Origin of the sequence: Cupriavidus gilardii (genome assembly GCF_008801915.1) — a bacterium.
Classification (GTDB): Bacteria; Pseudomonadota; Gammaproteobacteria; order Burkholderiales; family Burkholderiaceae; genus Cupriavidus; species Cupriavidus gilardii.
Genome location: NZ_VZOV01000007.1, coordinates 208730 through 233880 on the forward strand (window position 1 = coordinate 208730; position 25151 = coordinate 233880).

Sequence of the window (25151 nt, forward strand, 5' to 3'; positions counted from 1 at the left end):
GGGTTGGCGCGGCGGGGGAGCGGCGGGGGGAGCGGTGAGGTAGCTGCCGCCCTAGAAGGACCGCGGCAGCCCCAGCACGTGCTCGGCCACGTAGGACAGGATCAGATTGGTCGAGATGGGTGCGACCTGGTACAGACGCGTCTCGCGGAACTTGCGCTCGATGTCGTATTCGGCGGCGAAGCCGAAGCCGCCGTGGGTCTGCAGGCAGACGTTGGCCGCTTCCCACGAGGCATCGGCGGCCAGCAGCTTGGCCATGTTGGCCTCCTTGCCGCAGGGCTGGCCCGCGTCGAACAGCTCGGCGGCCCGGTAGCGCATCAGGCTGGCGGCCTCGACGTTGACGTAGGAGCGGGCGATCGGGAACTGGATGCCCTGGTTCTGGCCGATCGGGCGGTCGAACACGACGCGCTCGCGCGCATAGTGGCTGGCGCGCTCGACGAACCAGTAGCCGTCGCCGATGCATTCGGCCGCGATCAGGATCCGCTCGGCGTTCAGCCCGTCGAGGATGTACTTCAGGCCCTTGCCTTCCTCGCCGATCAGGTTCTCGGCCGGGATCTCCAGGTTGTCGAAGAACAGCTCGTTGGTCTCGTGATTGACCATGTTGCGGATCGGCTGGACCGTCAGGCCGTTGCCGATCGCCTCGCGCAGGTCGACCACGAACACGGACAGCCCTTCGGACTTGCGCTTGACCTGGTCCAGCGGCGTGGTGCGCGCCAGCAGCAGCATCAGGTCCGAATGCTGCACGCGCGAGATCCAGACCTTCTGGCCATTGACGACATAGCGGTCGCCCTGGCGCACCGCGGTGGTCTTGAGCTTGGTGGTATCGGTGCCGGTGGTCGGCTCGGTCACCGCCATCGACTGCATGCGCAGCTCGCCCGCGGCGATGCCCGGCAGCCAGCGCTGCTTCTGCGCCTCGGAGCCGTGCCGCAGCAGGCAGCCCATCACGTACATCTGGCCGTGGCAGGCGCCGGAATTGCCGCCGCTGCGATTGATCTCCTCCATGATCACGGAGGCGGCCGTCAGCGGCAGGCCGGAGCCGCCATAGTTCTCCGGAATCAGCGCCGACAGCCAGCCGGCCTGCGTCAGCGCCTGGACGAACTCTTCGGGAAAGGCGTCCTGCTGCTCGACGCGCTGCCAGTAGGCGGAATCGAAGCCGGCGCACAGATCGCGCACCGCTTCGCGGATTTCGGGGTAATGCGCATCGCGCGCCTGGTCGATCGTCATCGGAGGGCCCTTCGCGGGGAATCACGGGAATGCGGCCATTATTCCCGAGCCCGCCGCGCACCGACATTCGCATTTGCCAAAGAGCGGCTTAGGGCGCGCCTTACCTGCGCCCCGGAGCCCGCGCCGCGGCGCGGGACGACGGCTCAGACCGGCTCGCGGGCCGCGTCGATCAGGTAGTGGACCAGGGTCTCGGCGAACTGCGGCAGCTCCCTGCCGGGCCGGCGCACCAGGCGCAGCTCGCGCCTGGCCCAGTCGTCCTCCAGCGTGATGAAGCGCAGCACCTTGCGGCTGGCGTAGCGGCGCGCACAGCTGTTGGGCACGATCGCGATGCCGGCGCCCGCCTCGACCATGCGGCAGACCGCATCGAAGCTGCCGACCTGGATGCGCAGGCTGATGCGCTTGCCCATGCCGCTGGCGATGCGGTCGAGAAACGACTGGATCGCGCTGAACTGGTTCAGCCCGACGAAGCGGCAGGTGTCGAGCAGATCGGCGAAATGCAGCCGCTTGAACTGCGGCAGCGGGTGGTTGACCGGCGCGATCACGATCAGCTCGTCGCTGCAAAGCTGCATCACGTCCAGATCCTCGGTGGCGACCTCGCCGGCGACGATGCCCAGGTCGGCCGCGCCGGCACCGATCGCCGAGACGATTTCCTGCGACAGGTGTTCCTCCAGCTCGATGTCGACGTCCGGGTTTTCCGACAGGAAGCGCGACAGCGCGCTGGCGAGGAAGGAGTTGGTCGCGGTGGTGTTGGCCAGCAGCCGGACCTTGCCCTTGACGCCCTTGGCGTAGGGCCGCAGATCGGCATGCAGGCATTCGAGCTCGCGAAAGACCTCGCGCGCGTGGCGCAGCAGCGCGTCGCCGGCCGGCGTCAGGCGCACCCCCTTGACCTGGCGGATCAGCAGCTGGGTCTGGAACGCTTCCTCCAGCTGCTTGATGCGGGTGCTCGCCGCCGGCAGCGACAGGAAGCTGCGTTCGGCCGCCCGCGTCAGGTTATGGGTTTCCCCTACGTTCAGAAACAGGCGCAGGTCGGTCAGGTCGTAATGCATCGTGTCGTGATGGGTTTGGCGGGATCGAACGGAGGGTTTCGGCGCGCGGAAGGCGTCTTTTGGGATTGGCGAATTCTCCTTTCGCTGCCGGCAATTTATCGTATATGCCGCTTCAATAGAACCTCGTAGGTGGGACAGGAGACCGATGATGACGGCGAAGGTGGAAGGATCGGCCGCAGGCAAGACGGCAGGCACGATGGCTGGCAAGGTCGCGGTGGTGACCGGCGCGGGCGGCGGCATCGGCCGCGGCATCGCGCTGGCGCTCGGCGCCGCGGGCGCGCGCGTGGTGGTCAACGATATCGGCGTGTCGCTGAGCGGCGAGGGCGGCGATGCAGGGCCGGCGCAGCGCGTGGTCGAGGAGATCCAGGCCGCCGGCGGCGAGGCGGTGGCCAACACCGACAGCGTGGCGAGCTGGCAGGGCGCCAACGCGATCGTCCAGTGCGCGCTCGACCGGTTCGGCCGCATCGACGCCGTGATCAACAACGCCGGCAATCTGCGCGACCGCATGTTCTTCAAGATGAACGAGGAGGAATGGCGCGCGGTGATCGACGTGCATCTGCACGGCACCTTCTTCGTCAGCCGCGCGGCCGCGCCGTACTTCAAGGACCAGCAGGGCGGCGCCTATGTCCATATGACCTCGACCTCCGGCCTGATCGGCAATTTCGGCCAGGCCAACTACGCCGCGGCCAAGCTGGGCATCGCCGCGCTGTCCAAATCGATCGCGCTGGACATGGCCCGCTTCAACGTGCGCTCGAACTGCATCGCACCGTTCGCCTGGAGCCGGATGACCAGCTCGATTCCGTCGGAGACACCCGAGGAGCAGGCGCGCGTGGCCAAGCTGCAGAAGATGGAGGCAGGCAAGGTCGCGCCGATGGCGGTGTTCCTCGCCAGCGAAGGGGCGCGCGAGGTCAATGCGCAGATCTTCGCGGTGCGCGCCAACGAGATCATGCTGATGAGCCAGCCGCGCCCGGTGCGATCGGTGCATGCCAGCGAAGGGTGGACGCCGGAGTCGATCGCCGAGATCGCGATCCCCGCAATGCGCAACAGCTTCTATCCGCTGGAGCGCTCGCCCGACGTCATCAACTGGGATCCGATCTGACCTCCGCCGCTGCCGGCAGTGCACCGGCAGCGCTGCCAGCGCTGGCAGCACGATGTGCCGGGTGCTGACGCCCGGCGCGTTGTCCGTCCCTCTGTCCCTGGGCGCTCAGTGGCTTGGTCTCAGTCGCTCGGTCTCGGTCGCTCGTGCGCCCGACCTCTGTCCGTCTGTTCCGCTCTTCTTCCTCCGGCGTTCGTCCGCTTCCTCGTTTTTCTTCGATCGATTGTCGCCGACGCGCAAGTCGTCGCGCATTGCGGTTTCCCCTGATCGTGGTCCACTGCCGTCGATGACGGCCGTTCATTCCGCCGGCGCTGCCGCATCGCTCGACTCGCGTGCCGCATGTGGCCCGCAACTTGCTGGTGTACCGGGCAACGGTGGCCGACGGATGCCGCCGCGCGGGCAACCGCGACGGGGACACAGCGATGCGATCGACGCGGTCGAATGCGAGCTGGAACCTGTAGCGGTTTCGGCATTCCAATGGGCACGCACCCTCGCGGTGCGCGCCACGATTCCAAAGGGGAGACGCGATTGCCTCGACGGTGCATGGAGACAACCGGCGAACGATGCTTCGCCACGCCCGGGCCGACCGCAGCACGACGCCCGGCTCGATGGGTAAACCCTGCTTTCCCGCAACGCGATGCGCGATGTCGCGGCGCTCCGTTTTCATCCTGCTTCGACCCCGCCTTCGCGCCTCGCTTCGGTCGCGATCGCGCGCAGCGCGAACACGTCGGCAGCGTATCGCGCAACGTTGCGCGCGAGACCCTGGCAGCCGCAACGATGCAGGATGTGCCAACGTACGACCCCACCCGTTCCAAGGTTTTGCAGTCCCGGTATGTCGGCGATGCTCGTCGGAAGCAATCGTTACAAACGGGTCAGTGCAGCACCAAAGGGAAAGGTGTAAGGTGTGTCCCAGAACATGGTCGCACCGCCCAGTGCGAACCGGTCAGCGTGCCGCTCAGTCGCACGCAGCCAGGACGCAGTTTTCCCGAGCAGGACAGCGCCGTTGCGAGTGCGCAATGCGCGTCAACAAGCTCTTCCCCCTGGGCGTTATTTGACTATGATGAAGTAAAGACTTCGCAACATGGTCAGTCTTCCGCCAAGCCGGGGTGGCGGTATTCAAAGGCTGATACGTGGAATGAGGCAGGGTACCTACCTGCAGACGGACTGCGTTCGCCTCGGACGAGACTCTGACGGGAGTGAGGTATGGACATTTTCGGCCACTACGCCACGCGCTTCGAAGCTCGCAAGGAAGAGGAATACAGCATCCAGGAGTACCTGGAGATCTGTAAGAAAGACCCTACTGCCTATGCGACCGCGGCCGAGCGCATGCTCGCCGCGATCGGGCAGCCGGAGCTGGTAGACACGCACCACGACCCGCGACTGTCGCGCCTGTTCTTCAACAAGGTCATCAAGATCTATCCGGCGTTCCGCGAGTTCTACGGCATGGAGGACACGATCGAGCAGATCGTCTCGTTCTTCAAGCATGCCGCGCAGGGTCTCGAGGAACGCAAGCAGATCCTCTACCTGCTCGGGCCTCCCGGCGGCGGCAAGTCCTCGCTCGCCGAGAAGCTCAAGTCGCTGATGGAGCAGATCCCCATCTACGCGCTGAAGGGCTCGCCCATCCATGAATCGCCGCTCGGCCTGTTCTCGCCCGAGGAAGACGGCAAGATTCTGGAGGAGGACTATGGCATCCCGGTCCGCTATCTGAACACGATCGCCTCGCCATGGGCGGTCAAGCGCCTGCACGAGTTCAACGGCGACATCACGCGCTTCCGCGTGGTCAAGCTGCGGCCCTCGGTGCTGTCGCAGATCGCGATCGCGAAGACCGAGCCGGGCGACGAGAACAACCAGGACATCTCCTCGCTGGTCGGCAAGGTCGATATCCGCAAGCTCGAGGACTATCCGCAGGACGACCCCGACGCGTACTCGTATTCCGGCGGCCTGTGCCTGGCCAACCGCGGCCTGCTCGAGTTCGTCGAGATGTTCAAGGCGCCGATCAAGGTCCTGCACCCGCTGCTGACGGCGACGCAGGAGGGCAACTACAAGGGCACCGAGGGCTTCGGCGCGATTCCGTTCGACGGCGTGATCCTGGCCCACTCGAACGAGGCCGAATGGCAATCGTTCAAGGCCGACAAGAACAACGAGGCCTTCCTCGACCGGATCTATATCGTCAAGGTGCCGTACTGCCTGCGCGTGTCCGACGAGGTCAAGATCTACGACAAGCTGCTGCGCAGCAGCTCGCTGTCGGCGGCGCCATGCGCGCCGAACACGCTGAAGATGATGGCCCAGTTCGCGGTGCTGACGCGGATCAAGGAACCGGAGAACTCGAACATCTTCTCGAAGATGCGGGTCTACGATGGCGAAAGCTTGAAGGACGTCGACCCGAAGGCGAAGTCGTACCAGGAGTACCGCGACTACGCCGGCATCGACGAGGGCATGAGCGGGCTGTCGACACGCTTTGCGTTCAAGGTGCTGTCCAAGGTCTTCAACTTCGACAACACCGAGGTCGCGGCCAATCCGGTGCACCTGCTGTACGTGCTCGAGCAGCAGATCGAGCGCGAACAGTTCCCGCCGGAGCAGGAAGCGAAGCTGCTGTCGTATATCAAGGAATACCTGACGACGCCGTTCGTCGAGTTCATCGGCAAGGAGATCCAGACCGCCTATCTGGAGTCGTATTCCGAATATGGCCAGAACATCTTCGATCGCTACGTGGTGTTCGCCGATCTGTGGATCCAGGACCAGGAGTACCGCGATCCCAACACCGGCGAGATCCTCGACCGCAACGCGCTGAACGACGAGCTGGAGAAGGTGGAAAAGCCGGCGGGTATCTCGAACCCGAAGGACTTCCGCAACGAGATCGTCAACTTCGTGCTGCGGGCGCGGGCCAACAACGGCGGCAAGAACCCGAACTGGACCAGCTACGAGAAGCTGCGCATGGTGATCGAGAAGCGGATGTTCTCCACCACGGAGGACCTGCTGCCGGTCATTTCCTTCAACGCCAAGTCCTCGCGCGAGGATCAGGAGAAACACGAGAACTTCGTCAACCGCATGGTCGAAAAGGGCTATACGCCCAAGCAGGTCCGGCTGCTGGTGGAGTGGTACTTGCGCGTTCGAAAATCATCGTAACGGCGCCTGCACGGGGCCTCTGAACGAGGGCAACCAATATGGCCACGGTCATCGATCGGCGGGAGAATGGCGGCAACAAGAGCGCGGTCAACAAGCAGCGATTCATCAAGCGTTACCGCGAGCAGATTCGGCAGGCCGTAGCGAAGGCGGTGTCCGGCCGGAAGATCATGGACATCGAACAGAGCGGTCAGGTGTCCATTCCGGTCAAGGACATCTCCGAGCCGATATTCCACCATGGCCAGGGTGGCAAGCGCGAGTGGATCCACCCCGGCAACAAGAAGTTCGTCCGCGGAGACAGTTTCGACCGCCAGCAGCAAGGGGCGGGCGGAACCGGCTCCCGGGCGAGCGACTCGGGCGAGGGCGAGGACGATTTCGTCTTCACGCTCTCGCGCGAGGACTTCCTCAATTTCTTCTTCGAGGACATGGCGCTGCCCGACATGGCCAAGCGCCATCTGGCCAAGATCGCCGAGGTGCGCAAGGTGCGCGCCGGCTTCTCGATCGACGGCACGCCCTCGAACCTGTCGGTGCTGCGCACGATGCGCAGTTCGCTCGGCCGGCGCATCGCGCTGTCCGGGCCCTACCAGCGGCGCCTGCAGGCGCTCGAGCAGCAATACAGCGAGGTGCTCGAGGAAGAGGGCCCCTACACGGCCCGCGCGCAGGAGATGATGAAGGAGATGCGCCATCTGCGCGCCTGCATCGACCGCGTGCCCTTCATCGAGAAGCTCGACCTGCGCTACAACAACCGCGTGCTGAAGAAGCGTCCGCAGGCGCAGGCGGTGATGTTCTGCCTGATGGACGTGTCGGGGTCGATGGACGAGAGCCGCAAGGACCTGGCCAAGCGCTTCTTCATGCTGCTCTACCTGTTCCTGAAGCGGAACTACGAACGCATCGACGTCGTCTTCATTCGCCACCATACGGTCGCCAAGGAAGTCGACGAGGAAGATTTCTTCCATTCGCGGGAATCGGGCGGCACGGTGGTGTCCAGCGCGCTGAAGCTGATGGTCGACGTGATCCACAACCGTTACCCGGCCAGCCAGTGGAACATCTACTGCGCCCAGGCGTCGGATGGCGACAACTGGGCCGGCGACTCGGAGCTGTGCGGGCGGCTGCTGCGCGAATCGATCCTGCCGCTGGTGCAGTACTACGCCTATGTCGAGGTCGCGTCCGAGGAGCCGCAAAACCTGTGGGAAGAGTACATGACGGTCAAGAGCGCGCACGAGAACTTCGCGATGCAGCGGATCATCGGCTCGGACGAGATCTATCCTGTGCTGCACGACCTGTTTCAGAAGAAGGCGGCCTGACCGGACACCGGGCACCGATGCGTTGACACCCTGGCGTACCGGTGCCCGGCATGGGGTCCATGCAAGGGCGCCGCAGCGGACAGGCCTTGGCTAACCGGTGGAGCCGCGATGGCGCTCCGCCGACATGGGGGTGGGAAATGGCATACCTCTCTACCGGTTCGGAGTGGACCTTCGAACTGATCCAGCGGTACGACCGGGAAATCGCGCGCATCGCGGCCGATTTCGGTCTCGATACCTATCCCAACCAGATCGAGATCATCACCGCCGAGCAGATGCTCGACGCCTATGCGTCCGCGGGCCTGCCGGTCGGCTACAGCCACTGGTCCTACGGCAAGCACTTCCTGGCGTCGGAGCGCAGCTACCAGCGCGGGCACATGGGTCTGGCGTACGAGATCGTGATCAACTCCAACCCCTGCATCGCCTACCTGATGGAGGAGAACACGATGCCGATGCAGGCGCTGACGATCGCGCACGCCTGCTATGGCCACAACTCCTTCTTCAAGGGCAATTACCTGTTCCGCACCTGGACCAACGCCGACGCCATCGTCGACTACCTGCTGTTCGCGAAGAACTACGTTGCCGAATGCGAGCAGCGTTATGGCGAGCAGGAGGTCGAACTGCTGCTCGACTCCTGCCATGCACTGCAGAACTACGGCGTCGACCGCTACAAGCGGCCGAAGAAGCTGTCGATCACCGAGGAGCAGGCGCGCCAAGCCGAGCGGGAGAACTATCTGCAGATGCAGGTCAACGATCTGTGGCGCACCTTGCCGAAGCACCGTTCGCACGCGCTGGTGACCGAGGACGAACCGCCCGAGACCGAGGCCACCTTCCCGCCGGAGCCGCAGGAGAACCTGCTGTACTTCATCGAGCAGAACGCGCCGAAGCTGCAGCCATGGCAGCGCGAGATCGTCCGCATCGTGCGCAAGATCGCGCAGTACTTCTATCCGCAGCGGCAGACCAAGGTGATGAACGAGGGCTGGGCCACGTTCTGGCACTACACGATCCTGCACGAACTGTACGAGCAGGGGCTGGTCAACGACGCCTTCATGATGGAGCTGCTGCAGGCCCATACCAACGTCATCTACCAGCCGCCGTACCACAGCCCTTATTACAGCGGCCTCAATCCCTACACGCTCGGCTTCCTGATGTTCCAGGACCTGCGCCGCATGTGCGAGCACCCGGACGACGAGGATTACCGCTGGGCGCCGGAAATCGCGGGCAGCGACTGGCGCAAGACGCTGGACTTCGCGATGCGCAACTTCAAGGACGAGAGCTTCCTGCTGCAGTTCCTGTCGCCGAGAGTGATCCGCGAACTCAAGCTGTTCTCGGTGCTGGACGACGACCGCGAAAGCAAGCTGCGCGTGACCGCGATCCACGACGACGAGGGCTATCGGCGCATCCGGCAACTGCTGGCCAGCCAGTACGATTTGTCCAATATCGAGCCGAACATCCAGGTCACCAACGTCGACGTCGGCGGCGACCGCTCGCTGACGCTGCGCCATCTGCAGAGCGACCGCCGGCCGCTGGCGCAGAACTTCGAGGAGGTGGTGCGCCATGTCACGCGGCTATGGGGCTTCACCGTGCGGCTCGAGGTGGTCTACGAGGACGGCCGGCACGAGATCAAGTACGAATGCCGGCCGGAGCGCAAGCACCATCGCAAGGCGGCGTAAGCGGGAGACGGCGATACGAGGATGGCTGGCCGATCCCGCCAGGGGATCGGGGGCCGGCGCAGCCCGACAAGACGGCAAGGGCGGCGATTTCAGCGCTGAAATCGCCGCCCTTGCCGTTTGGCAGCTCCACGGCGATGTCGCGAGCGCTATGCCGTCCCGGCGCCGCCCTCGATCAGCGGCTTGACGTCGGCCGCGCCGCCGCCATCGAGCTGCAGCGTCATGTACGGCGACGCCATGCGGATGCCGGCCGCGTCGAACTTCTGCTTCAGCGTCGCGTTGAACGCCCGCGTGATTTCGAACTGCGCCAGCGGCAACGTCTTGAACTGGGCCAGCACGACCGGGCCCGACGGATCGAAGCGGTCCAGCCCGAGGATGTCGAGCCCCGACAGCAGCCGATGGGCGAATCGGATGTCCTGCGCGATCTCGTCGCCGGCCTCGCGGATCAGCGCCATGGCGCGGTCCAGATCGCTGTCGTAGCGCAGGCCGATATTGAAGACCGCGAAGGCATGGCCGCGCGACAGGTTCTTGATCGCCTTGATCTGGCTGTACGGCAGCACATGCAGCGCGCCCTTGCCGTCGCGCAGCTTGATGGTGCGGATCGTCATCCCCTCGACCGTGCCGCTATGGTCGGGCAGCTCGACCACGTCGCCGATCGCGATCGAATCCTCGATCACGATGAACAGCCCCGTGATCAGGTCCTGCACCAGCGTCTGCGCGCCGAAGCCGATGGCCAGGCCGACCACGCCGGCGCCGGCGATCAGCGGCGTCACGTTGACGCCGAGGTTGGCCAGCACCGCGATCAGCGCCATCACCAGCAGCGCAACGAATACCGCGTTGCGCAGCAGCGGCAGGATGGTGCGGGCACGCATGCTAGGCGGCTGCCCGCGCCCATGTCCGGGCGCCAGCGCCTGCGTGATCGCGGTGTCGATGACGAGCCAGAACAGCCACGACAGCAGCACCGCGGCCAGCGCGCCGAATACCGCGTCGGCGAAGCGGCGGCCCAGCTCGGTTGAATGCATCAGGTGCAGCAGCGAATTGCCCCAGACCCGGCTGGCCAGCTCCAGGAAGCCGAGCCAGATCGCCAGGCGCACCAGCGCCACTGCGAAGCGCCCAAAGCGCGCCAGATAGGCCGATCGCCGCTGCCAGCGTTGCCGCGGCCCGTGCTGCGTCGCCTGCGGCGAGCGTCCGGTCACCACCGTCAGTGCCAGCGCTGCCACCAGCAGCGCTACTGTCAGGATGGTGCGGCCCAGATAGTCGTCGGCGTGACCGGCGGCGAGCAGCGTGCCGACCACCGAGGCGAACACCACGGCCAGCACCGGCAGATGCCAGGTGCCGCCGGCCAGCCGCAGCACATCGGTGACGGCCGGATGGGCCTGGCGGAACGCCAGCGGCCGGTTCGCGATCAGGTGGCCGATCTGCCGGCGAAAACGCAGGCAGAACCAGGCCATCAGCAGCGCCGCGGCGATGTTGGACAGATTGGCGGTCACCGCGGACAGGTTGATGCCGAGCGCGGCGACCACGCGGGCATTGGTGGCGGCGTCGCCGAGCGCCGCCAGCGAGCCGATCGCGAACAGCATCGTGCGCGAGTGGTGGTGCAGGTCGTGGACCGCACGCCGCCGGTGCGCGGTACCGAAGACCGCGAACAGCGTCTGCGATACCGCCGACAGCACCGCGCCGGCAACCAGCGCATAGGCCAGCGTCAGCGCCGCGACGCCGGCCGGCACCAGATGCAGCGCCAGCGCGCGCACGATCCAGATCGCCACGCCGAATGCGATCGCCCATGGACCGACCCGGCGCAGCATGAAGATGGCGACGTCCGTCCACGACGGCACCGTGGGCAGCTGGACCCGATCGACCGGCCGCATCAGCCGTCCGCGCACCCGCCGCGCCAGCTCGTGCAGCAGCCAGCCGCCAACCGCCCAGCCCGCCAGTACCGCGGCGAACAGCTGCGCCGATGCGAGCGCGCTGCCGCGTCCGCGGTCGGTCAGCGCCTGCTGCCATTCCTCGCCGGCAAAGCGCAGACGCCAGCTCCAATAGCGCCACGGACCCTGATCCTTGCCGAGCCGGTCGTCGACCTGCTCGACCGCTTCGGCCAGCGCACCGACCAGTCCGCCGGCCTCGGCCTCGGCCTCCGACGCCGCTGCCGCCGCCGCGGGCGCGGACGCCGCCAGCCCGTCGCGGACCGCCCGCAGTTGCCCCACCAGCGCAGCCCGCTGCCGGTCGTTCTGCAGCGTCTCGATGACCTGATCGAGCGATTGCGCCAGCGGTACGCTGGCCGCGGCCTCGGAGGCCGGCGCCGACGTGGCGGCGGGGGACTGGGCGGCGGGCTTGCCCAATGGCGCGGCCGCGCCGGACAGCGGCATGGCGCCGATCGCGCAGAGCCAGATCAGCGCCAGCCATGGCAGATGACATCGCAGTTTCATCGTCGCGGGGGCCTCGTCGAAACCGGTTCTCGGCCCCGCTGGGAGGGCCGCCTTGGGCGCACTGTAACCGATGCCCATGGCCCGGGCGACCGGTCAATGTCTGACGCCGCGGCCGCCCAATCGGCGGCGCACGCAACCTGGCCGATAGTGCTACTCTAATTCCCCTCTTTTCTCCGACCCTTTTTTCATCAGGTTCTACACAGGCCCCTTACTCAGGAGATTGTTGTGGCCCGCAAAACTCCCATCGAGCGCTATCGCAACATCGGCATCAGTGCGCATATCGACGCCGGCAAGACGACCACGACCGAACGCATCCTGTTCTACACGGGCGTCAGCCACAAGCTCGGCGAGGTGCATGAAGGCGCCGCCACCATGGACTGGATGGAGCAGGAGCAGGAGCGCGGCATCACCATCACGTCGGCCGCCACCACCGTGTTCTGGAAGGGCATGGCTGGCAAGTATCCCGAACATCGGATCAACATCATCGATACCCCCGGGCACGTCGACTTCACGATCGAGGTCGAGCGCTCGATGCGCGTGCTGGACGGTGCCGTGATGGTCTACGACGCGGTCGGCGGCGTGCAGCCGCAATCGGAGACGGTCTGGCGCCAGGCGAACAAATACGGCGTGCCGCGGCTGGCGTTCGTCAACAAGATGGACCGCGTCGGCGCGGACTTCTTCCGCGTGCGCGAGCAGATCGCCGAGCGTCTGAAGGGCGCGGCCGTGCCGGTGCAGATTCCGATCGGTGCCGAAGACCATTTCCAGGGCGTCATCGACCTGGTGCGCATGCAGGCCATCGTCTGGGACGAGGCCAGCCAGGGCGTGCGCTTCGAATACCGCGAGATCCCCGCCGAACTGGCCGATACCGCGCAGCTGTGGCGCGAGCGGATGGTCGAGGCGGCGGCCGAGGCCAACGAGTCGCTGCTGGAGAAATACCTGGGCGGCGAGGCGCTGAGCGAGGACGAGATCAAGGCCGGCCTGCGCCAGCGCACCATCGCCAACGAGATCGTGCCGATGCTGTGCGGCAGCGCCTTCAAGAACAAGGGCGTGCAGGCGATGCTCGACGCGGTGGTCGACTATCTGCCGTCGCCCGCCGACGTGCCGGCGATCCGCGGCCATACCGAGGACGATCGCGATGCCGAGCGCCATCCGAGCGACGACGAGCCGTTCTCCGCGCTGGCCTTCAAGATCATGACCGACCCCTTCGTCGGCCAGCTGATCTTCTTCCGGGTCTACTCCGGCGTCGTGAATTCGGGCGACACCGTCTACAACCCGGTCAAGGGCAAGCGCGAACGCCTGGGCCGCATCCTGCAGATGCATGCGAACACGCGCAACGAGATCAAGGAGGTGCGCGCCGGCGACATCGCCGCGGCCGTGGGCCTGAAGGAGGCGACCACCGGCGACACGCTGTGCGACCCCGCCAACGTGATCATCCTCGAGCGGATGACCTTCCCCGAGCCCGTGATCTCGCAGGCGGTCGAGCCCAAGACCAAGGCGGACCAGGAGAAGATGGGCGTGGCGCTGAACCGCCTGGCCCAGGAGGACCCGTCGTTCCGCGTCAAGACCGACGAGGAATCGGGCCAGACCATCATCTCCGGCATGGGCGAGCTGCACCTGGAAATCCTGGTCGACCGGATGAAGCGCGAGTTCGGCGTGGAAGCGACCGTCGGCAAGCCGCAGGTCGCCTATCGCGAGACGATCCGCCAGCCGATCAAGGGCGTCGAGGGCAAGTTCGTCAAGCAGTCGGGCGGCCGCGGCCAGTACGGCCACGTGGTGATCGACCTGGAGCCGCAGCCGCAGGGCAAGGGCTATGAATTCGTCGATGCGATCAAGGGCGGCGTGATTCCGCGCGAGTTCATTCCGGCCGTCGACAAGGGCATTCAGGAGACGCTGAACGCCGGCGTGCTGGCCGGCTTCCCGGTGGTGGACGTCAAGGTCACGCTGGTGTTCGGCTCGTACCACGAGGTCGATTCGAACGAGAACGCCTACCGGATGGCCGGCTCGATGGCCTTCAAGGACGGCATGCGCCGCGCGCGTCCGGTGCTGCTCGAGCCGATGATGGCGGTCGAGGTCGAGACGCCGGAGGAGTTCACCGGCAACGTGATGGGCGATCTGTCGTCGCGGCGCGGCATCGTGCACGGCATGGACGAGATCGCGGGCGGCGGCGGCAAGCTGGTGCGCGCCGAGGTGCCGCTGGCGGAGATGTTCGGCTACTCGACCTCGCTGCGGTCGCTGACCCAGGGCCGCGCGACCTACACGATGGAGTTCAAGCACTACGCCGAGGCGCCGGCCAACGTCGCCGACGCGGTGGTCAACGCGCGCCGGCAATAGTCGTCAGGCGAAGGCCGTTCTCAAACGAAGGGCGGCTCGCCCTGCCAGTCGAAGAAGTCCGGCATGTCGCGCGATACGGTCTGCGGGAACGCCGCCGGGCGCTTCTGCAGGAAGGCTTCGACGCCTTCCTTCGCGTCCGGCGAGCGCCCGCGCGACTGGATCGCGCGGCTGTCGAGCTTGTGCGCCTCCATCGGATGCGCGGCGCCTGCCATCCGCCAGATCATCTGCCGGGAGATCGCGACCGACACCGGCGCCGCGTTGTCGGCGATCTCGCGCGCCAGCGCGTAGGCCGCCGGCAGCAGGTCGTCCGGTTCATGCAGCGAACGCACCAGGCCGCGCTCCAGTGCCTCCTGTGCCGGGAACACGCGGCCGGTGTAGCACCATTCCAGCGCGGTCGAGATGCCGACCACGCGCGACAGGAACCACGACGACGCGGCCTCCGGCGTGATGCCGCGGCGCGAGAACACGAAGCCGAACTTGGCCGCGGTCGACGCGAGCCGGATATCCATCGGCAGCTGCATCGTCACGCCGATGCCGACCGCCGCGCCGTTGATCGCGCCGATCACCGGCTTCAGGCTGCGGTAGATCCGCAGCGCGACACGGCCGCCGCCGTCCCGGTGCGGCGTGTCGGCCGGCGCGCCATAGCGTTTCTCGAAATCGAAGGTCGAGCCGCCCGACGATAGATCCGCGCCGGCGCAGAACGCGCGTCCCGCGCCCGTCACCACCACCGCCCGCACCGCATCGTCGGCGTCGGTCGCATCGAAGGCGGCGATCAGCTCCTGCATCATCTGCGCGTTGAACGTATTCATCTGTTCCGGCCGGTGCAGCGTGATGGTCGCTACGCCCTCGGCGACGGCGTAGCGCAGCGTTTCGAACTGTGAGGGGTTCATGAGGGCTCCGATATGGTCGGTCGATGCGGGAAACGTCGATGGCGATGCGGCGCCCGGCGCCGGCTCGCTCAGGCGAAGGTGATCGCGCCGCGCCGGTCCGCGCGCTCCAGATGCGGCACGTTGTTGAAGCTGAGCAGCCGCTGCGTATTGCGGCCGCAGATGATTTCGCAGAAGGCGGTATTGCGGAACTGCAGGTTCAGCTCGATCGCGGTCTGCGCCGGCGCATGCAGCATGTCGGCCACCGCGCGGCCGATCGCGCCGCCAGAGCTGACCACCAGGATCGCGTCCTCGCGCGCCGAGCCCTCGGCGCCGTGCGCCAGCCCCGCCGCGATGCGCTTGCCGAATTCCTCCCAGCTCTCGGGCATGCCGGTCAGCGTGCCGGCGGTCCAGGCCGCGAACGCCGCGCGGAAGGTGCGCCAGTAGTCCGCGTAGTCGCCGTTCTGATGCGCGCGATGGTCGGCGCCGCCGGTGTGGGCGCAGTACAGCGCCTCGCCGTCGTACTCGTTGAAGCCCGGATGGGTTTCGAGCGTCAGCCCGGCACCGGCCTCGCCCATCGCGGCCAGGATCTCGCTGGCGGTGTCCTGCTGGCGCACCAGCGAGCCGGCGATCACGCGGCGAAAGCGCACCCCGCGCTCGACGAAATATTCGCCGAGCCAGCGCGATTGCTGCCGGCCCTGTGCCGACAGGCAGTCGTAATTTGCCGCGCCGAAGGAGGCCTGGCCGTGGCGCACGAGAAATAGCGTTGCCATAGAGGGAGAGCGGAAGGTTGGGACAGGGGCCGGGCGGCCGGCCGGCAGGCCGGCGATGGCCGTCGCGCTCGATTGTAGGGCGCGCTCCGAGTGCCGGCCAAGCAAGCGTGACACGCTGCATACCGGTCATGGCCGCGCTGCATTGTCGCGGCCGGCGCGCCTTGCGCGTCGCAAATTTTCGAAAGCCGCCGGCACGTTACGCAAATGGCGTCGCCATACGCGGTTACCTTGGCGCCTGCCCGCCGGCGGGCATTCCTCGCGCGAGGGACATCAGCAGCAAGACATCACCATCAAGACATCACCATCGAGACATCAGCATCACGACATCAAGAGGTCATGACGATGCGTACGTATCACACCTTGGCGTATGCCGACTGCACCGCCTTCAGCGCGGCACTCGAATCGCCGGATGGCGGACGGGCAATCAGCGCCGCGCTCGTGCGCGGCGAGCTGATCGAGGTACAGGGCCATCGCTTTCGCCTGTGCCGATCGAGTTCCGGCTGGAAGATCAAGACCGCTTCGCTATGGCAGATGACACACCGCCAGCGCTTCGCGCGGCTGATGCGGTGCCTGCGCCTGGGCGGCGACGAGGTGCTGTGGGAATCGCGGGTGCGCCGCTTCGTCAAGCATTGGGCGCTGCGCGTCGAGACCGATGGCGGCAACGAAGGGGGCAAGGGCGGCAGCGCCGACGGTAGTCGGGATTGCGCGCGGCCGCGCGTGGTCCCGCTCTACATCAAGGGCTGGCTGCCGCCGGCTCTCGACCATCACGGCCTGCCGGCAGAGAGCGGCGAGGCCGGGCGCCGGCGCCGCGCCCAGCTGCTGCGCTACGTTCAGCGGCCCCAGTCCGAACCCGATGGCGCATCGGAGCGCACCGGCGAGGCGTCGCACAGCCGGCCGACCATGCCGCCTGACACCGAGCTGCGTCGACTGTGCCCCGAAGTCGCGCAGCGTTTGTTCGGTCCCGGTTCCGACCTGCGTGGGCGCAACCTGCGCGACAGCCGCCTGGGGCCGCTGGATCTGGGCGGTGCCGACCTGCGCGGCGCGGTGCTGGTCCGTTGCGACGCCGTCGAGGCGGACCTGCGCAACGCCGACCTGCGCGATGCCGATCTGCGGCTGGCCGATCTGCGTCGTGCCAGGCTGGACGGCGCCAGGCTGTCCGGCGCCCAGCTCGCAGGCACCCGGCTGCAAAACGCCTCGCTCGGTGGTGCGGACCTGCGTGGCCAGACGCTTTACGCGATGGCGTTGGCCGGCGCCACGCTGTCCGGGGCGGACCTGACAGGCGCCGGCTTCGTGCTGCCGCCCGACGCGTTGGTCGACGGCGCCACCCGCCGGGCCGCGCTCAAGCCGTTGCATCAGCATGACGGCAATCTGCTGTGGACGGTGGTCTCGCTGTCCGATCGGCAACGGCGACGCGAACTGATGGCGGCGATCGTCAACGCGCTGAATTGCGCGGCCGCGCAAAACGAGGACATCTCCGACACCAATGACGCCCTCGCCGAGTTGTTGCTGAAGGACATCGACCAGTATTGGGAAAACGCCGGCGAGAAGAGCAGCGACATCGTGCTGGATCACTGTATCCGGAGGCTGGCCAGGCATCAGTGCCAGCGCCTGGCCAAGACGCTGCCCGAGTCGTGCGAAGAGGTGCTGCTGAAGCTGGCGGACCGATATCGCGCGATGTTTGCCAAGTATGATCCCGCGATGTTTGCCAAGTTTGGCGAACTGCCATGGGAGTTGACGCTGGAGCCGCGGTCGTCCCCGATCAAGGTCGTCCCCGATCAATCGAGCGTGACGCCGGTATCGGCGGTCAGCTTCAGCACCACCGGCAGATAGGCGCGATAGGCGCTGCTCGCCTCGGCCGGCAGATTGCCGACCGGCTCGGCGCCCATCTCGTCGATCCGGCGTGCCACCGGGCCGCTGCGCACCAGCGCGCTGACCTCGCGCCCGAGCTGCTCGACGATGGCGGGCGGCGTCTTCGCCGGGGCCAGCAGCGTGGTCGGCCCGACGACCTCGTAGGCGGCATCGCGATAGCCCGCCTCGGCAAACGTCGGCACATCGGGCAGGCCCACGGCCCGCCGCGTGCCGATCACCGCCAGCGGCCGCAGCTTGCCGGTGGCGATATGCTGCTTCAGCGCGGTCACCGAGCCGATCGTCATGTTGACCTGTCCGGCCAGCAGGTCCGACACCATCGGTCCTTCACCGCGGTAGGGCACGTGCAGGATATCGAGCCCCCTGGTCTTGGCCAGATACGACTGGATCGTATGCGGCTGCGTGCCCGGTCCCCACGAGCCCATCCGCAAGGCGCCGGGATGCGCCTTCGCGTAGGCGTACAGTTCGTCGACGCTCTTGACCGGCAGCGTGCTGTTGACCACCAGCACGGTACGCATGGTGGCGATATCGGAGACCGGCTGCAGGTCGGTGCGCGGATCGTAGGGCAGCTTCTTGTACAGCGCCAGATTGGCCGTGATCGGCCCGGGCACCGTCATCAGCAGCGTGTAGCCGTCGGGCGCGGACTTGGCGACATGGTCGGTGCCGATGATTCCGCCAGCGCCGCCCTTGTTCTCGACCACGACCGGCTGGCCCAGCCGCTGGCTCAGCGCGTCGCCCAGCGTGCGGGCCAGCGTGTCGGTCGAACCGCCGGCCGGATAGGGCACGACGATGCGGATCGGCTTGCTCGGATAGGGCTGCTGCGCATGCAGCGGCAAGGCAGCCAGCACCAGCATCGCCAGCGCCGCGGTGCGCATCGCGCTTCGGCATCTGGCTGTCCTGCGGGCAGCCGTGTTGCTGTGTGGGTTCATGGCTGGTCTCCTCGTCGTCATGTTCTGTGGCCCTTGCCATCCGCTCGCCGGCGCGCCGGGATCGCATTCGATCGCGCCGATTCGAACGCGGCTTCAATCGCGGATCAATTCAATCGCGGCTTCAATTGCGCATCGGCGCCAGATAGCCGTCGATCAGCCGCGCCATCTGCACGGGCAGTTCGTCGTCGTCCAGCCGCAGTGGCGGCGGGTCGTGCAACAGCGCATGGATCAGCATGCCGAACGCAGCCTGCATGGCGAAGCGAACCTTCGCCTCGGCGCCCGCGCCGTCATCGAGCCGCGGCGTCAGCAGCGCCACCATCCGGTCCGCAAAGGCCGCCGCGCAGTCGCGATGCGGCTGCCAGGCCTGCGGCCGGGCACCGGCCTGCTGCAGCGCCGCCCGCAGCAGCCCGCGCTGGGCGCGGCAGCCGCGCACCAGCAGTCGCATTGCCCTGTCGATCAGCACCGCGGTCGGCACACCGGCGCACCGTGGCAGCGCCAGATGCCGCTCGATGCCCTGCTGCGCGTCGCGTACCGCGGCCGCCTGCAGCGCGTCGAAAAAGGCCGCCTTGTCGCGGAAACGCCCATAGAAGGCGCCGACCGACAACTCGCAGGCCGCCACGATCTGCGCCACCGAAATCGATTCGAAGTCGCGCGTGGCCAGCAGCGTGCGGCCGGCGGCCAGCAACGCCTGCTCGGTATCGCGGGCGCGCTGGCGCTTGGGCGCATGCAGCAGCGAACGCGCCTCGAATGCGGGGAAGGCGGTACGGGCGGTGCCGGGCAGCGGGAATGGGGAGGCAGGGGTCATGACGGCTTCCGAAGGCGGCTACGGAAAAGGGGAGCGGTCTCGATACGGCGACGCCGATACATGGCATCGCCGATCCGATCCAGCGTCCGGCCACGTTAGGGGCACCCGCGGGGAGCGTCAACGACAGGGCTGCTATTTCCAATATCTGGAAATTCGTTCCATCATTTGACGGTCCTCGCCGCGGCCACCCACACTGGATTTCAGGAGACAACATGAACACGCCGGTCGAACAATTCATCGCCGAACGCCGCCGCGACGATCCGTCGTTCGGCGGACTGCTCGCCAAGGGCTTTGCCCTGCTGCGCTGCTTCATCGACGAGCCGCAGCCGATGGGCAATGGCGAACTGTCGCGCCGGCTGCAGCTGCCGCGCGCGACGGTGTCGCGCATCTGCAAGACGCTGTACGAGCTCGGCTACCTCGACTGGGACCCGAAGCTCGACAAATACTTCGTCAGCGCGCAGGTGCTCGCGCTGGGCTATCCCTACCTGACTGGCCTGCCGATGCGGCATACCGCGCGGCCGCTGATGCAGGCTCTGGCGGACCGCATCGACGGCGCGGTGTCGATGGGCGTGGCGCATCGGCTCGACGTGACCTATCTGCTCACCTGCACGCACAACGAGGGCACGCCGGCCCGGCCGGGCGTCGGCGCGGTGCGCTCGGTGCTGAACACCGGCATGGGCCGCGCGTTCCTGTGCACGCTGTCGAAGGCCGAATTCCAGAGGCTGATGGAGATCGCGCAGCGCGAGCGTCCCGACGAATACGCCGCCAACTACGACCGCATCTGCCACAACGTCGCCCACTACCCCAAGCGCGGCTACGCGATCAATGAGGGCGAGGCCGGCATCGGCGTGCATGGCGTCGGCATCTACTCGCGCATCGTCTATCTGAACCGACCGCTGCTGTTCAACTGCGCGATCGCCGGCAGCAAGCTGCGCCGCGGCATGCTGGAAAAGCGCGTGGCGCCGATGCTGGCCGAGATGGTCCGCAGCATCGAACAGGCGGCGGGTGTGGGGAGATAGCGCACGACATTCGCCGCGCCGCCGCTCCTGCGCACACGCCCACCCGGCCTGAGCACCGGGACAACGAGACACCACGATGCCGCCGCCACGGCGGCATCGGCCACCACGACAACGAAGACAACGGAGACATCGATGCCAGACCCGACCCCTGACCTTTCCGCCTTGTTGCGGCCACGCTCGATCGCCGTGATCGGCGCCTCGTCCCAGCCGGAGAAGGTCGGCGGCATGCCGATCCGGCTGCTGCGCGCGCTCGGCTACGGCGGCCGCGTGCATCCGGTCAATACCGCCTCGGCCGAGATCCAGGGTCTGCCCGCCACGCCCTCGCTGGGCGCGCTCGGCGAACCGGTCGATCTTGCGATCGTCGCGGTGCCGGCAATGGCGAGCGCCGACGTGATGGCGCAGCTGGCCGCCAATGGCACGCGCGCCGCGGTGTTCTTCACGTCGGGCTTCGCCGAGGTCGGCGAAGCGGGCACCCGCATGCAGCAGGCGCTGGCCGAGCAGGCGCGGCATCACGGCATCACGCTGCTGGGACCCAATTGCCTCGGCGCGATGAATCTGCGCGAGCGCATGTTCGCCACGTTTTCGCCGATTCCATTGGGCGGGCTGCCGCCGCTGGGCGATGTGGGACTGGTCAGCCAGAGCGGGGCCTTCGGCGCCTATGCCTTTGCGCTGGCCCGCGAGGCCGGCCTCGGGCTGAGCCATTGGGTGACCACCGGCAACGAGGCCGGGCTGCAGGTCGCCGACGTGATCGAATGGCTTGCGCACGACGACGATACGCGCGTGATCCTGACGTACATGGAGGGCTGCCGCGATGGCGAGCGGCTGCGCCGCGCGCTGGCCGCCGCGCGGGCCGCGGGCAAGCCGGTGGTCGTCGCCAAGGTTGGCGTCACCGAGGCCGGCGCGCGTTCGGCGCAATCGCATACCGCCAGCCTGGCGGGCGAGGACGCCGTCTACCAGGCGGTGTTCGACGAATACGGCGTCCATCGCGCCGAATCGCTGGAGGCATTCTTCCGGCTCGGCTATGTGCTGTCGCGCGGCCGCCGTCCGTCGCGCTGGCACAGCGCCAGCGGTCTGGCAGCCGATGCCGTCGCGCCGGTGGCGATCGTCACCGTGTCCGGTGGCGTCGGCATCATGATGGCCGATCGCGCCGAGCAGCTCGGTTTGCCGATGCCGCCGATGCCCGCCGCCCCGGCCCAGGCGCTGCGCGCCGCGATTCCGTTCGCCAGTACCGCCAATCCGATCGACGTCACCGGCCAGATCGTGGCTCAGCCGCGCGTGCTGCTGGACGCGCTGCGCGACGTCGCCGAATGCGGGGAATACGGCAGCGTGGTGGCCTTCCTCGCCGCCGGCGCCAATGCGCCGGCGCTGTGGCCCGAACTGCAGCGCACGGTCGCCGCGCTGCACGCATCGAACGGCAGCGCGCCGCTGCTGCTGTGCGGGCTGGTCGCCGACGATCGCCGCGCCTGGCTGGAGCAGCACGGATGCCTGGTGTTCCGCGAGCCCGCGCATGCGATCGAAGCGGTCGCCGCGCTGGCGCGCGCGGCCGCGCAGCCGACCGACACGGGCGGCGAGCCGGCGGCGGGGTCCCCCTTGCCGCAGTTGCCGCGCATCGCCGCCGACGCCGGCGCGCTGTCCGAGCATGAAGCGATGCAACTGCTGGCCGAAGCCGGCGTGCCGGTCGCCCCGCACGGCCTGGCGCGCGACGCCGACGAGGCGGTACGGCTCGCCGAACGGCTCGGCTATCCGGTCGCGGTCAAGCTGTGCTCGCGCGAGATCCTGCACAAGAGCGATGTCGGCGGCGTTGCATTGAACCTGCACGATGCCGCCGCGGTGCGCGCCGCATTCGCGCGCGTGCGCGACGCGGCCCGCCGCCATGCGCAGCAGTCGGGCGGCGCGCCGGGGCCCTTCGATGGCGTGGTGGTGGCGCGCATGCTGCGCGGCTGGGGCGAACTGATGGTCGGCGTGCGGCGCGATCCGGTGTTCGGGCTGGTCGCATTGGCCGGCATCGGCGGCACCGCGGTGGAGGTGTTCCGGCAGATGGCCTTCGGCCTGGCGCCGCTGTCGATGCCGCGTGCGCTGGCGATGCTGCGCGAGAGCCGCGCCGACGCGCTGTTCGTCGGCCATCGCGGCAATCCGGCGGTGCCGCTGGAGCGCGTCGCCCAGGTGCTGGTGCGCGTGTCGCAGGCCGCCGCCGCGATCGGGCCGCGGCTCGACACGCTGGAAATCAATCCTTTCATCGTTACCGTCGACGGCCCGGTGGCGGCCGACGCCGTCATCACGCTGCGGCACGACGCGTCCTGAACCCGAAGCGAGCACCCGACATGAACCATCCCGCCAGCCCCGTCTTCTCCGCTCCCGTCTACGACAATCCCCAGCAGGCGCTGACCGCCGCGGCGGCGCTGCCGCTGGTGATCTACGGCTATCCGCTGATCGAAACGCTGCGCACATGCCGCGTGCAGACCTCGGTCGACGCGGCCACCGGCTACGGCCGCGCGCCGATCAATGTGCTGTCGGCCAGTACGCGCCAATGGACGCACGAGGACCGCGACATCGTCACGCCCGCCAACGATCTGCTGTACTTCTGCGGCTGGGTCGATCTGACCGACGGTCCGGTCACGCTGCACGTGCCACCGCTGAGCGATCCGGACCGCTACTACGTGGTGGAACTGCTCGATGCGCATACCAACAACTTCGAGAATCTCGGACCGCGCAATGTGCCGGCCGAAGGCGCCGCGGTGCAGCTGGTCGGCGCCGGCCAGCAGGCGGACGGCGGACACGCGGTGGCCTGTCCCACCTCGCTGGTCTGGCTGATTGGCCGCGTGCTGGTGCAGGGCGAGCACGACCTGCCGGCGGCGCATGCGTTCGAGCAGGGCTTCCGGCTCGATGCGCCGGTGATCGGGCGGCAGCCGCAGTGCGTGCGGCTGTGGCGCGAGACCGGCGACGCCGCGCTCGACTTCTTCCACAACCTGTTCCAGGCGCTGCGGGAGTTTCCGCCGGCGCCGCAGGAGCTAGGCTTGCTGACGCTGCTGCGGCGCCAGGGCATCCGGCTCGAGGACGACATCGAGATCGCGGCGCTGCGGCCGGCGGTGCAGGCCGGGCTCGCCAGCGCCTATCGGCAGGGCATGGCACTGATCGAGGCGCATACGCGCAGCCAGGCACGCAAGAGCTGGGGCTACAGCCTGAAGCTCGGCGTCTATGGCGACGACTGGCTGATGCGTGCGACCACCGCGATGAAGGGACTGGGCGCGTTGCGTGCCGACGAGGCGGTCTACGCGATGGCGGACTTCGATGCCGACGGACAGCCGCTTGATGGCGCCGGCACCTACGAGCTGCGCTTCCCTGCGGGCCATCTGCCGCCGGCGCAGGCGTTCTGGTCGGTGTCGCTGTACGGCGAGGACCGCTTCTTCACCGCCAATGCGATCGGCCGCCATGCGATCGGCGATCGCACGCCGGGCCTGCGCTACGAGGCCGACGGCAGCCTGGCGATCGCGATCTCGCATGCGCGGCCGGCGTCAATCGACAACTGGCTGCCGGCGCCGGCGGGGCCGTTCTACCTGATCCTGCGCCTCTATCATCCGAGCCCGGCCTTTATCGCCGGGAAGTACGTCATTCCGCCGGTGCGGCGGATCGCCTGAGGAGGCCACCATGCTCCGTTCCCACTTCCCTGGTGGCAGCCGGCTCGCCAGGGCCCTGCTGGCGGGCGTACTGCTTGCCGTCGGCCTCGCGCCTGGCCAGGCCGCGCACGCCGACAGCTATCCTTCGCGGCCCGTCAAGCTGATCTCGCCCTATGGCGCCGGCGGGTCCAACGACACCTCGGCGCGCGTGCTGGCCGACGCGCTGAGCCAGAAGTACGGGCAGCAGTTCGTCGTCGAGAACCGGCCGGGCGCCGGCACCCGCGTCGCCAACGAACTGGTCGCGCATGCCGCGCCGGACGGCTACACGCTGCTGTGGGCGGCCGCGCCGTTCGCGATCAATACGGCGGCCGGACTGAAGCAGCGCTACGACATTGCCAGGGATTTCAAGCCGGTCGGTCCGCGCGTGGTCGGGCCGGTTTTCCTGATCGTCAACGCGGCCTCGCCGGCCCGCACGCTGGCGGACTTCGTCAAGCTCGCGCGCGACAAGAAGGACGGCATCACGTTCGCGTCGCCCGGCATCGGCTCGGGGCCCCATCTGACCGGCGAGCTGTTTGCCGCGCAGGCGGGTTTCAAGGCGCTGACCGTCCATTACAAGGGCGACGCCACCGCCTATACCGAACTGCTGGCGGGGCGTGTCGATGCGACTCTGACGGCGATCACGTCGGCGCTGCCCTTTATCAAGGCCGGCAAGCTGCGCGTGCTGGCGGTGGCGTCGGAGCAGCGCAGCCCGGTGTATCCGGACGCGCCGACCTTCGCCGAGCAGGGCCATGCCGGCGTGGTGGGCTACGGCTGGTTCGGGCTGGTGGCGCCGGCCGGCACGCCGGATGCGATCGTGCGGCAGCTCAATCGCGATGCCAGCGCGGTATTTGCCGATTCTGCCATTCGCGCGAAGCTGCACGGACTTGGCCTGCAGCCGGAGCCGATTTCCAGCGCCGCCTTCGGCCAGTTCATCGACGGCGAGGTGCGCAAGTGGGGCGACCTGATCCGCAAGACCGGCCTGGTGCTGGAATGACGGACCCGTCCCGGCCGCTACGGCCGGGCGCC

Annotated in this window: 17 protein-coding genes; 10 read left to right on the plus strand and 7 right to left on the minus strand. The window is 67.7% G+C overall.

Features of this window, described 5'->3' with window-relative positions; all coding sequences use genetic code 11:
* Positions 1-51: 51 nt before the first annotated feature.
* Together F7Q96_RS11765 and F7Q96_RS11770 are read right to left on the minus strand one after the other, a co-directional pair.
* Positions 52-1221, minus strand: coding sequence for an acyl-CoA dehydrogenase family protein (locus tag F7Q96_RS11765; protein ID WP_053824463.1), 1170 nt, complete (start codon positions 1219-1221; stop codon positions 52-54).
* A gap of 143 nt (positions 1222-1364) precedes the next feature.
* Complete coding sequence (locus F7Q96_RS11770; protein ID WP_006576792.1) at positions 1365-2267, minus strand: LysR family transcriptional regulator; 903 nt, start codon at positions 2265-2267, stop codon at positions 1365-1367.
* A gap of 148 nt (positions 2268-2415) precedes the next feature.
* Here F7Q96_RS11770 and F7Q96_RS11775 point away from each other — a divergent pair, with 148 nt between their 5' ends.
* The 4 genes from F7Q96_RS11775 (at position 2416) to F7Q96_RS11790 (ending at position 9460) form a co-directional block, all read left to right on the plus strand.
* On the plus strand, positions 2416-3366 hold the full coding sequence (locus tag F7Q96_RS11775; RefSeq protein WP_053824723.1) for an SDR family NAD(P)-dependent oxidoreductase: 951 nt from the start codon (positions 2416-2418) through the stop codon (positions 3364-3366).
* Between the two features lie 1200 nt (positions 3367-4566).
* Positions 4567-6489 (plus strand): PrkA family serine protein kinase, encoded by a 1923-nt coding sequence (locus F7Q96_RS11780; protein WP_006576790.1) that lies wholly within the window; start codon positions 4567-4569, stop codon positions 6487-6489.
* 38 nt (positions 6490-6527) lie between these two features.
* Positions 6528-7790, plus strand: a complete 1263-nt coding sequence (locus F7Q96_RS11785; RefSeq protein ID WP_053824462.1) for a YeaH/YhbH family protein — start codon at positions 6528-6530, stop codon at positions 7788-7790.
* Between the two features lie 137 nt (positions 7791-7927).
* Positions 7928-9460 (plus strand): SpoVR family protein, encoded by a 1533-nt coding sequence (locus F7Q96_RS11790; RefSeq protein ID WP_053824461.1) that lies wholly within the window; start codon positions 7928-7930, stop codon positions 9458-9460.
* Positions 9461-9606: 146 nt separating this feature from the next.
* Here F7Q96_RS11790 and F7Q96_RS11795 read toward each other — a convergent pair whose 3' ends face one another.
* Complete coding sequence (locus F7Q96_RS11795; RefSeq protein ID WP_053824460.1) at positions 9607-11883, minus strand: mechanosensitive ion channel domain-containing protein; 2277 nt, start codon at positions 11881-11883, stop codon at positions 9607-9609.
* Positions 11884-12108: 225 nt separating this feature from the next.
* On the opposite strand from F7Q96_RS11795, the gene fusA reads away from it, so the two are divergent.
* Positions 12109-14214: an elongation factor G gene (gene fusA / locus F7Q96_RS11800; protein WP_151022676.1), complete on the plus strand. Its 2106-nt coding sequence runs from the start codon at positions 12109-12111 to the stop codon at positions 14212-14214.
* A 20-nt stretch (positions 14215-14234) separates the two neighbouring features.
* Here the strand turns inward: fusA and F7Q96_RS11805 are convergent, their stop codons facing one another.
* Both F7Q96_RS11805 and F7Q96_RS11810 read right to left on the minus strand, forming a co-directional pair.
* Positions 14235-15104: a crotonase/enoyl-CoA hydratase family protein gene (locus F7Q96_RS11805; RefSeq protein ID WP_053824459.1), complete on the minus strand. Its 870-nt coding sequence runs from the start codon at positions 15102-15104 to the stop codon at positions 14235-14237.
* A 68-nt stretch (positions 15105-15172) separates the two neighbouring features.
* A complete protein-coding gene (locus F7Q96_RS11810; protein ID WP_053824458.1) occupies positions 15173-15853 on the minus strand; it encodes a histidine phosphatase family protein in 681 nt (226 codons plus the stop codon).
* A 336-nt stretch (positions 15854-16189) separates the two neighbouring features.
* Between F7Q96_RS11810 and F7Q96_RS11815 the strand changes: the two genes are divergently transcribed.
* The gene (locus F7Q96_RS11815) at positions 16190-17683 is read left to right on the plus strand and encodes a pentapeptide repeat-containing protein (protein WP_053824457.1); all 1494 of its coding nucleotides are present in this window, start codon (positions 16190-16192) and stop codon (positions 17681-17683) included.
* Here the strand turns inward: F7Q96_RS11815 and F7Q96_RS11820 are convergent.
* Both F7Q96_RS11820 and F7Q96_RS11825 read right to left on the minus strand, forming a co-directional pair.
* The gene (locus F7Q96_RS11820) at positions 17629-18594 is read right to left on the minus strand and encodes a Bug family tripartite tricarboxylate transporter substrate binding protein (RefSeq protein ID WP_053824456.1); all 966 of its coding nucleotides are present in this window, start codon (positions 18592-18594) and stop codon (positions 17629-17631) included. The two genes, F7Q96_RS11815 and F7Q96_RS11820, sit on opposite strands and share 55 nt — an antisense overlap.
* A 175-nt stretch (positions 18595-18769) precedes the next feature.
* Positions 18770-19453 (minus strand): TetR/AcrR family transcriptional regulator, encoded by a 684-nt coding sequence (locus F7Q96_RS11825; RefSeq protein ID WP_053824455.1) that lies wholly within the window; start codon positions 19451-19453, stop codon positions 18770-18772.
* Between the two features lie 212 nt (positions 19454-19665).
* Between F7Q96_RS11825 and F7Q96_RS11830 the strand changes: the two genes are divergently transcribed.
* From F7Q96_RS11830 to F7Q96_RS11845, 4 genes are all read left to right on the plus strand, one after another.
* Positions 19666-20472: an IclR family transcriptional regulator gene (locus F7Q96_RS11830; RefSeq protein WP_053824454.1), complete on the plus strand. Its 807-nt coding sequence runs from the start codon at positions 19666-19668 to the stop codon at positions 20470-20472.
* Positions 20473-20604: 132 nt separating this feature from the next.
* Entirely contained in the window at positions 20605-22773 is a 2169-nt protein-coding gene (locus F7Q96_RS11835) for an acetate--CoA ligase family protein (RefSeq protein WP_053824453.1), read from the plus strand.
* A gap of 20 nt (positions 22774-22793) precedes the next feature.
* Positions 22794-24107 carry a DUF1254 domain-containing protein gene (locus tag F7Q96_RS11840; RefSeq protein WP_053824452.1) on the plus strand — a complete coding sequence of 438 codons (1314 nt, stop codon included), beginning with the start codon at positions 22794-22796 and terminating at the stop codon, positions 24105-24107.
* A 10-nt stretch (positions 24108-24117) separates the two neighbouring features.
* Positions 24118-25119, plus strand: coding sequence for a Bug family tripartite tricarboxylate transporter substrate binding protein (locus tag F7Q96_RS11845; RefSeq protein ID WP_053824451.1), 1002 nt, complete (start codon positions 24118-24120; stop codon positions 25117-25119).
* Positions 25120-25151 lie beyond the last annotated feature (32 nt).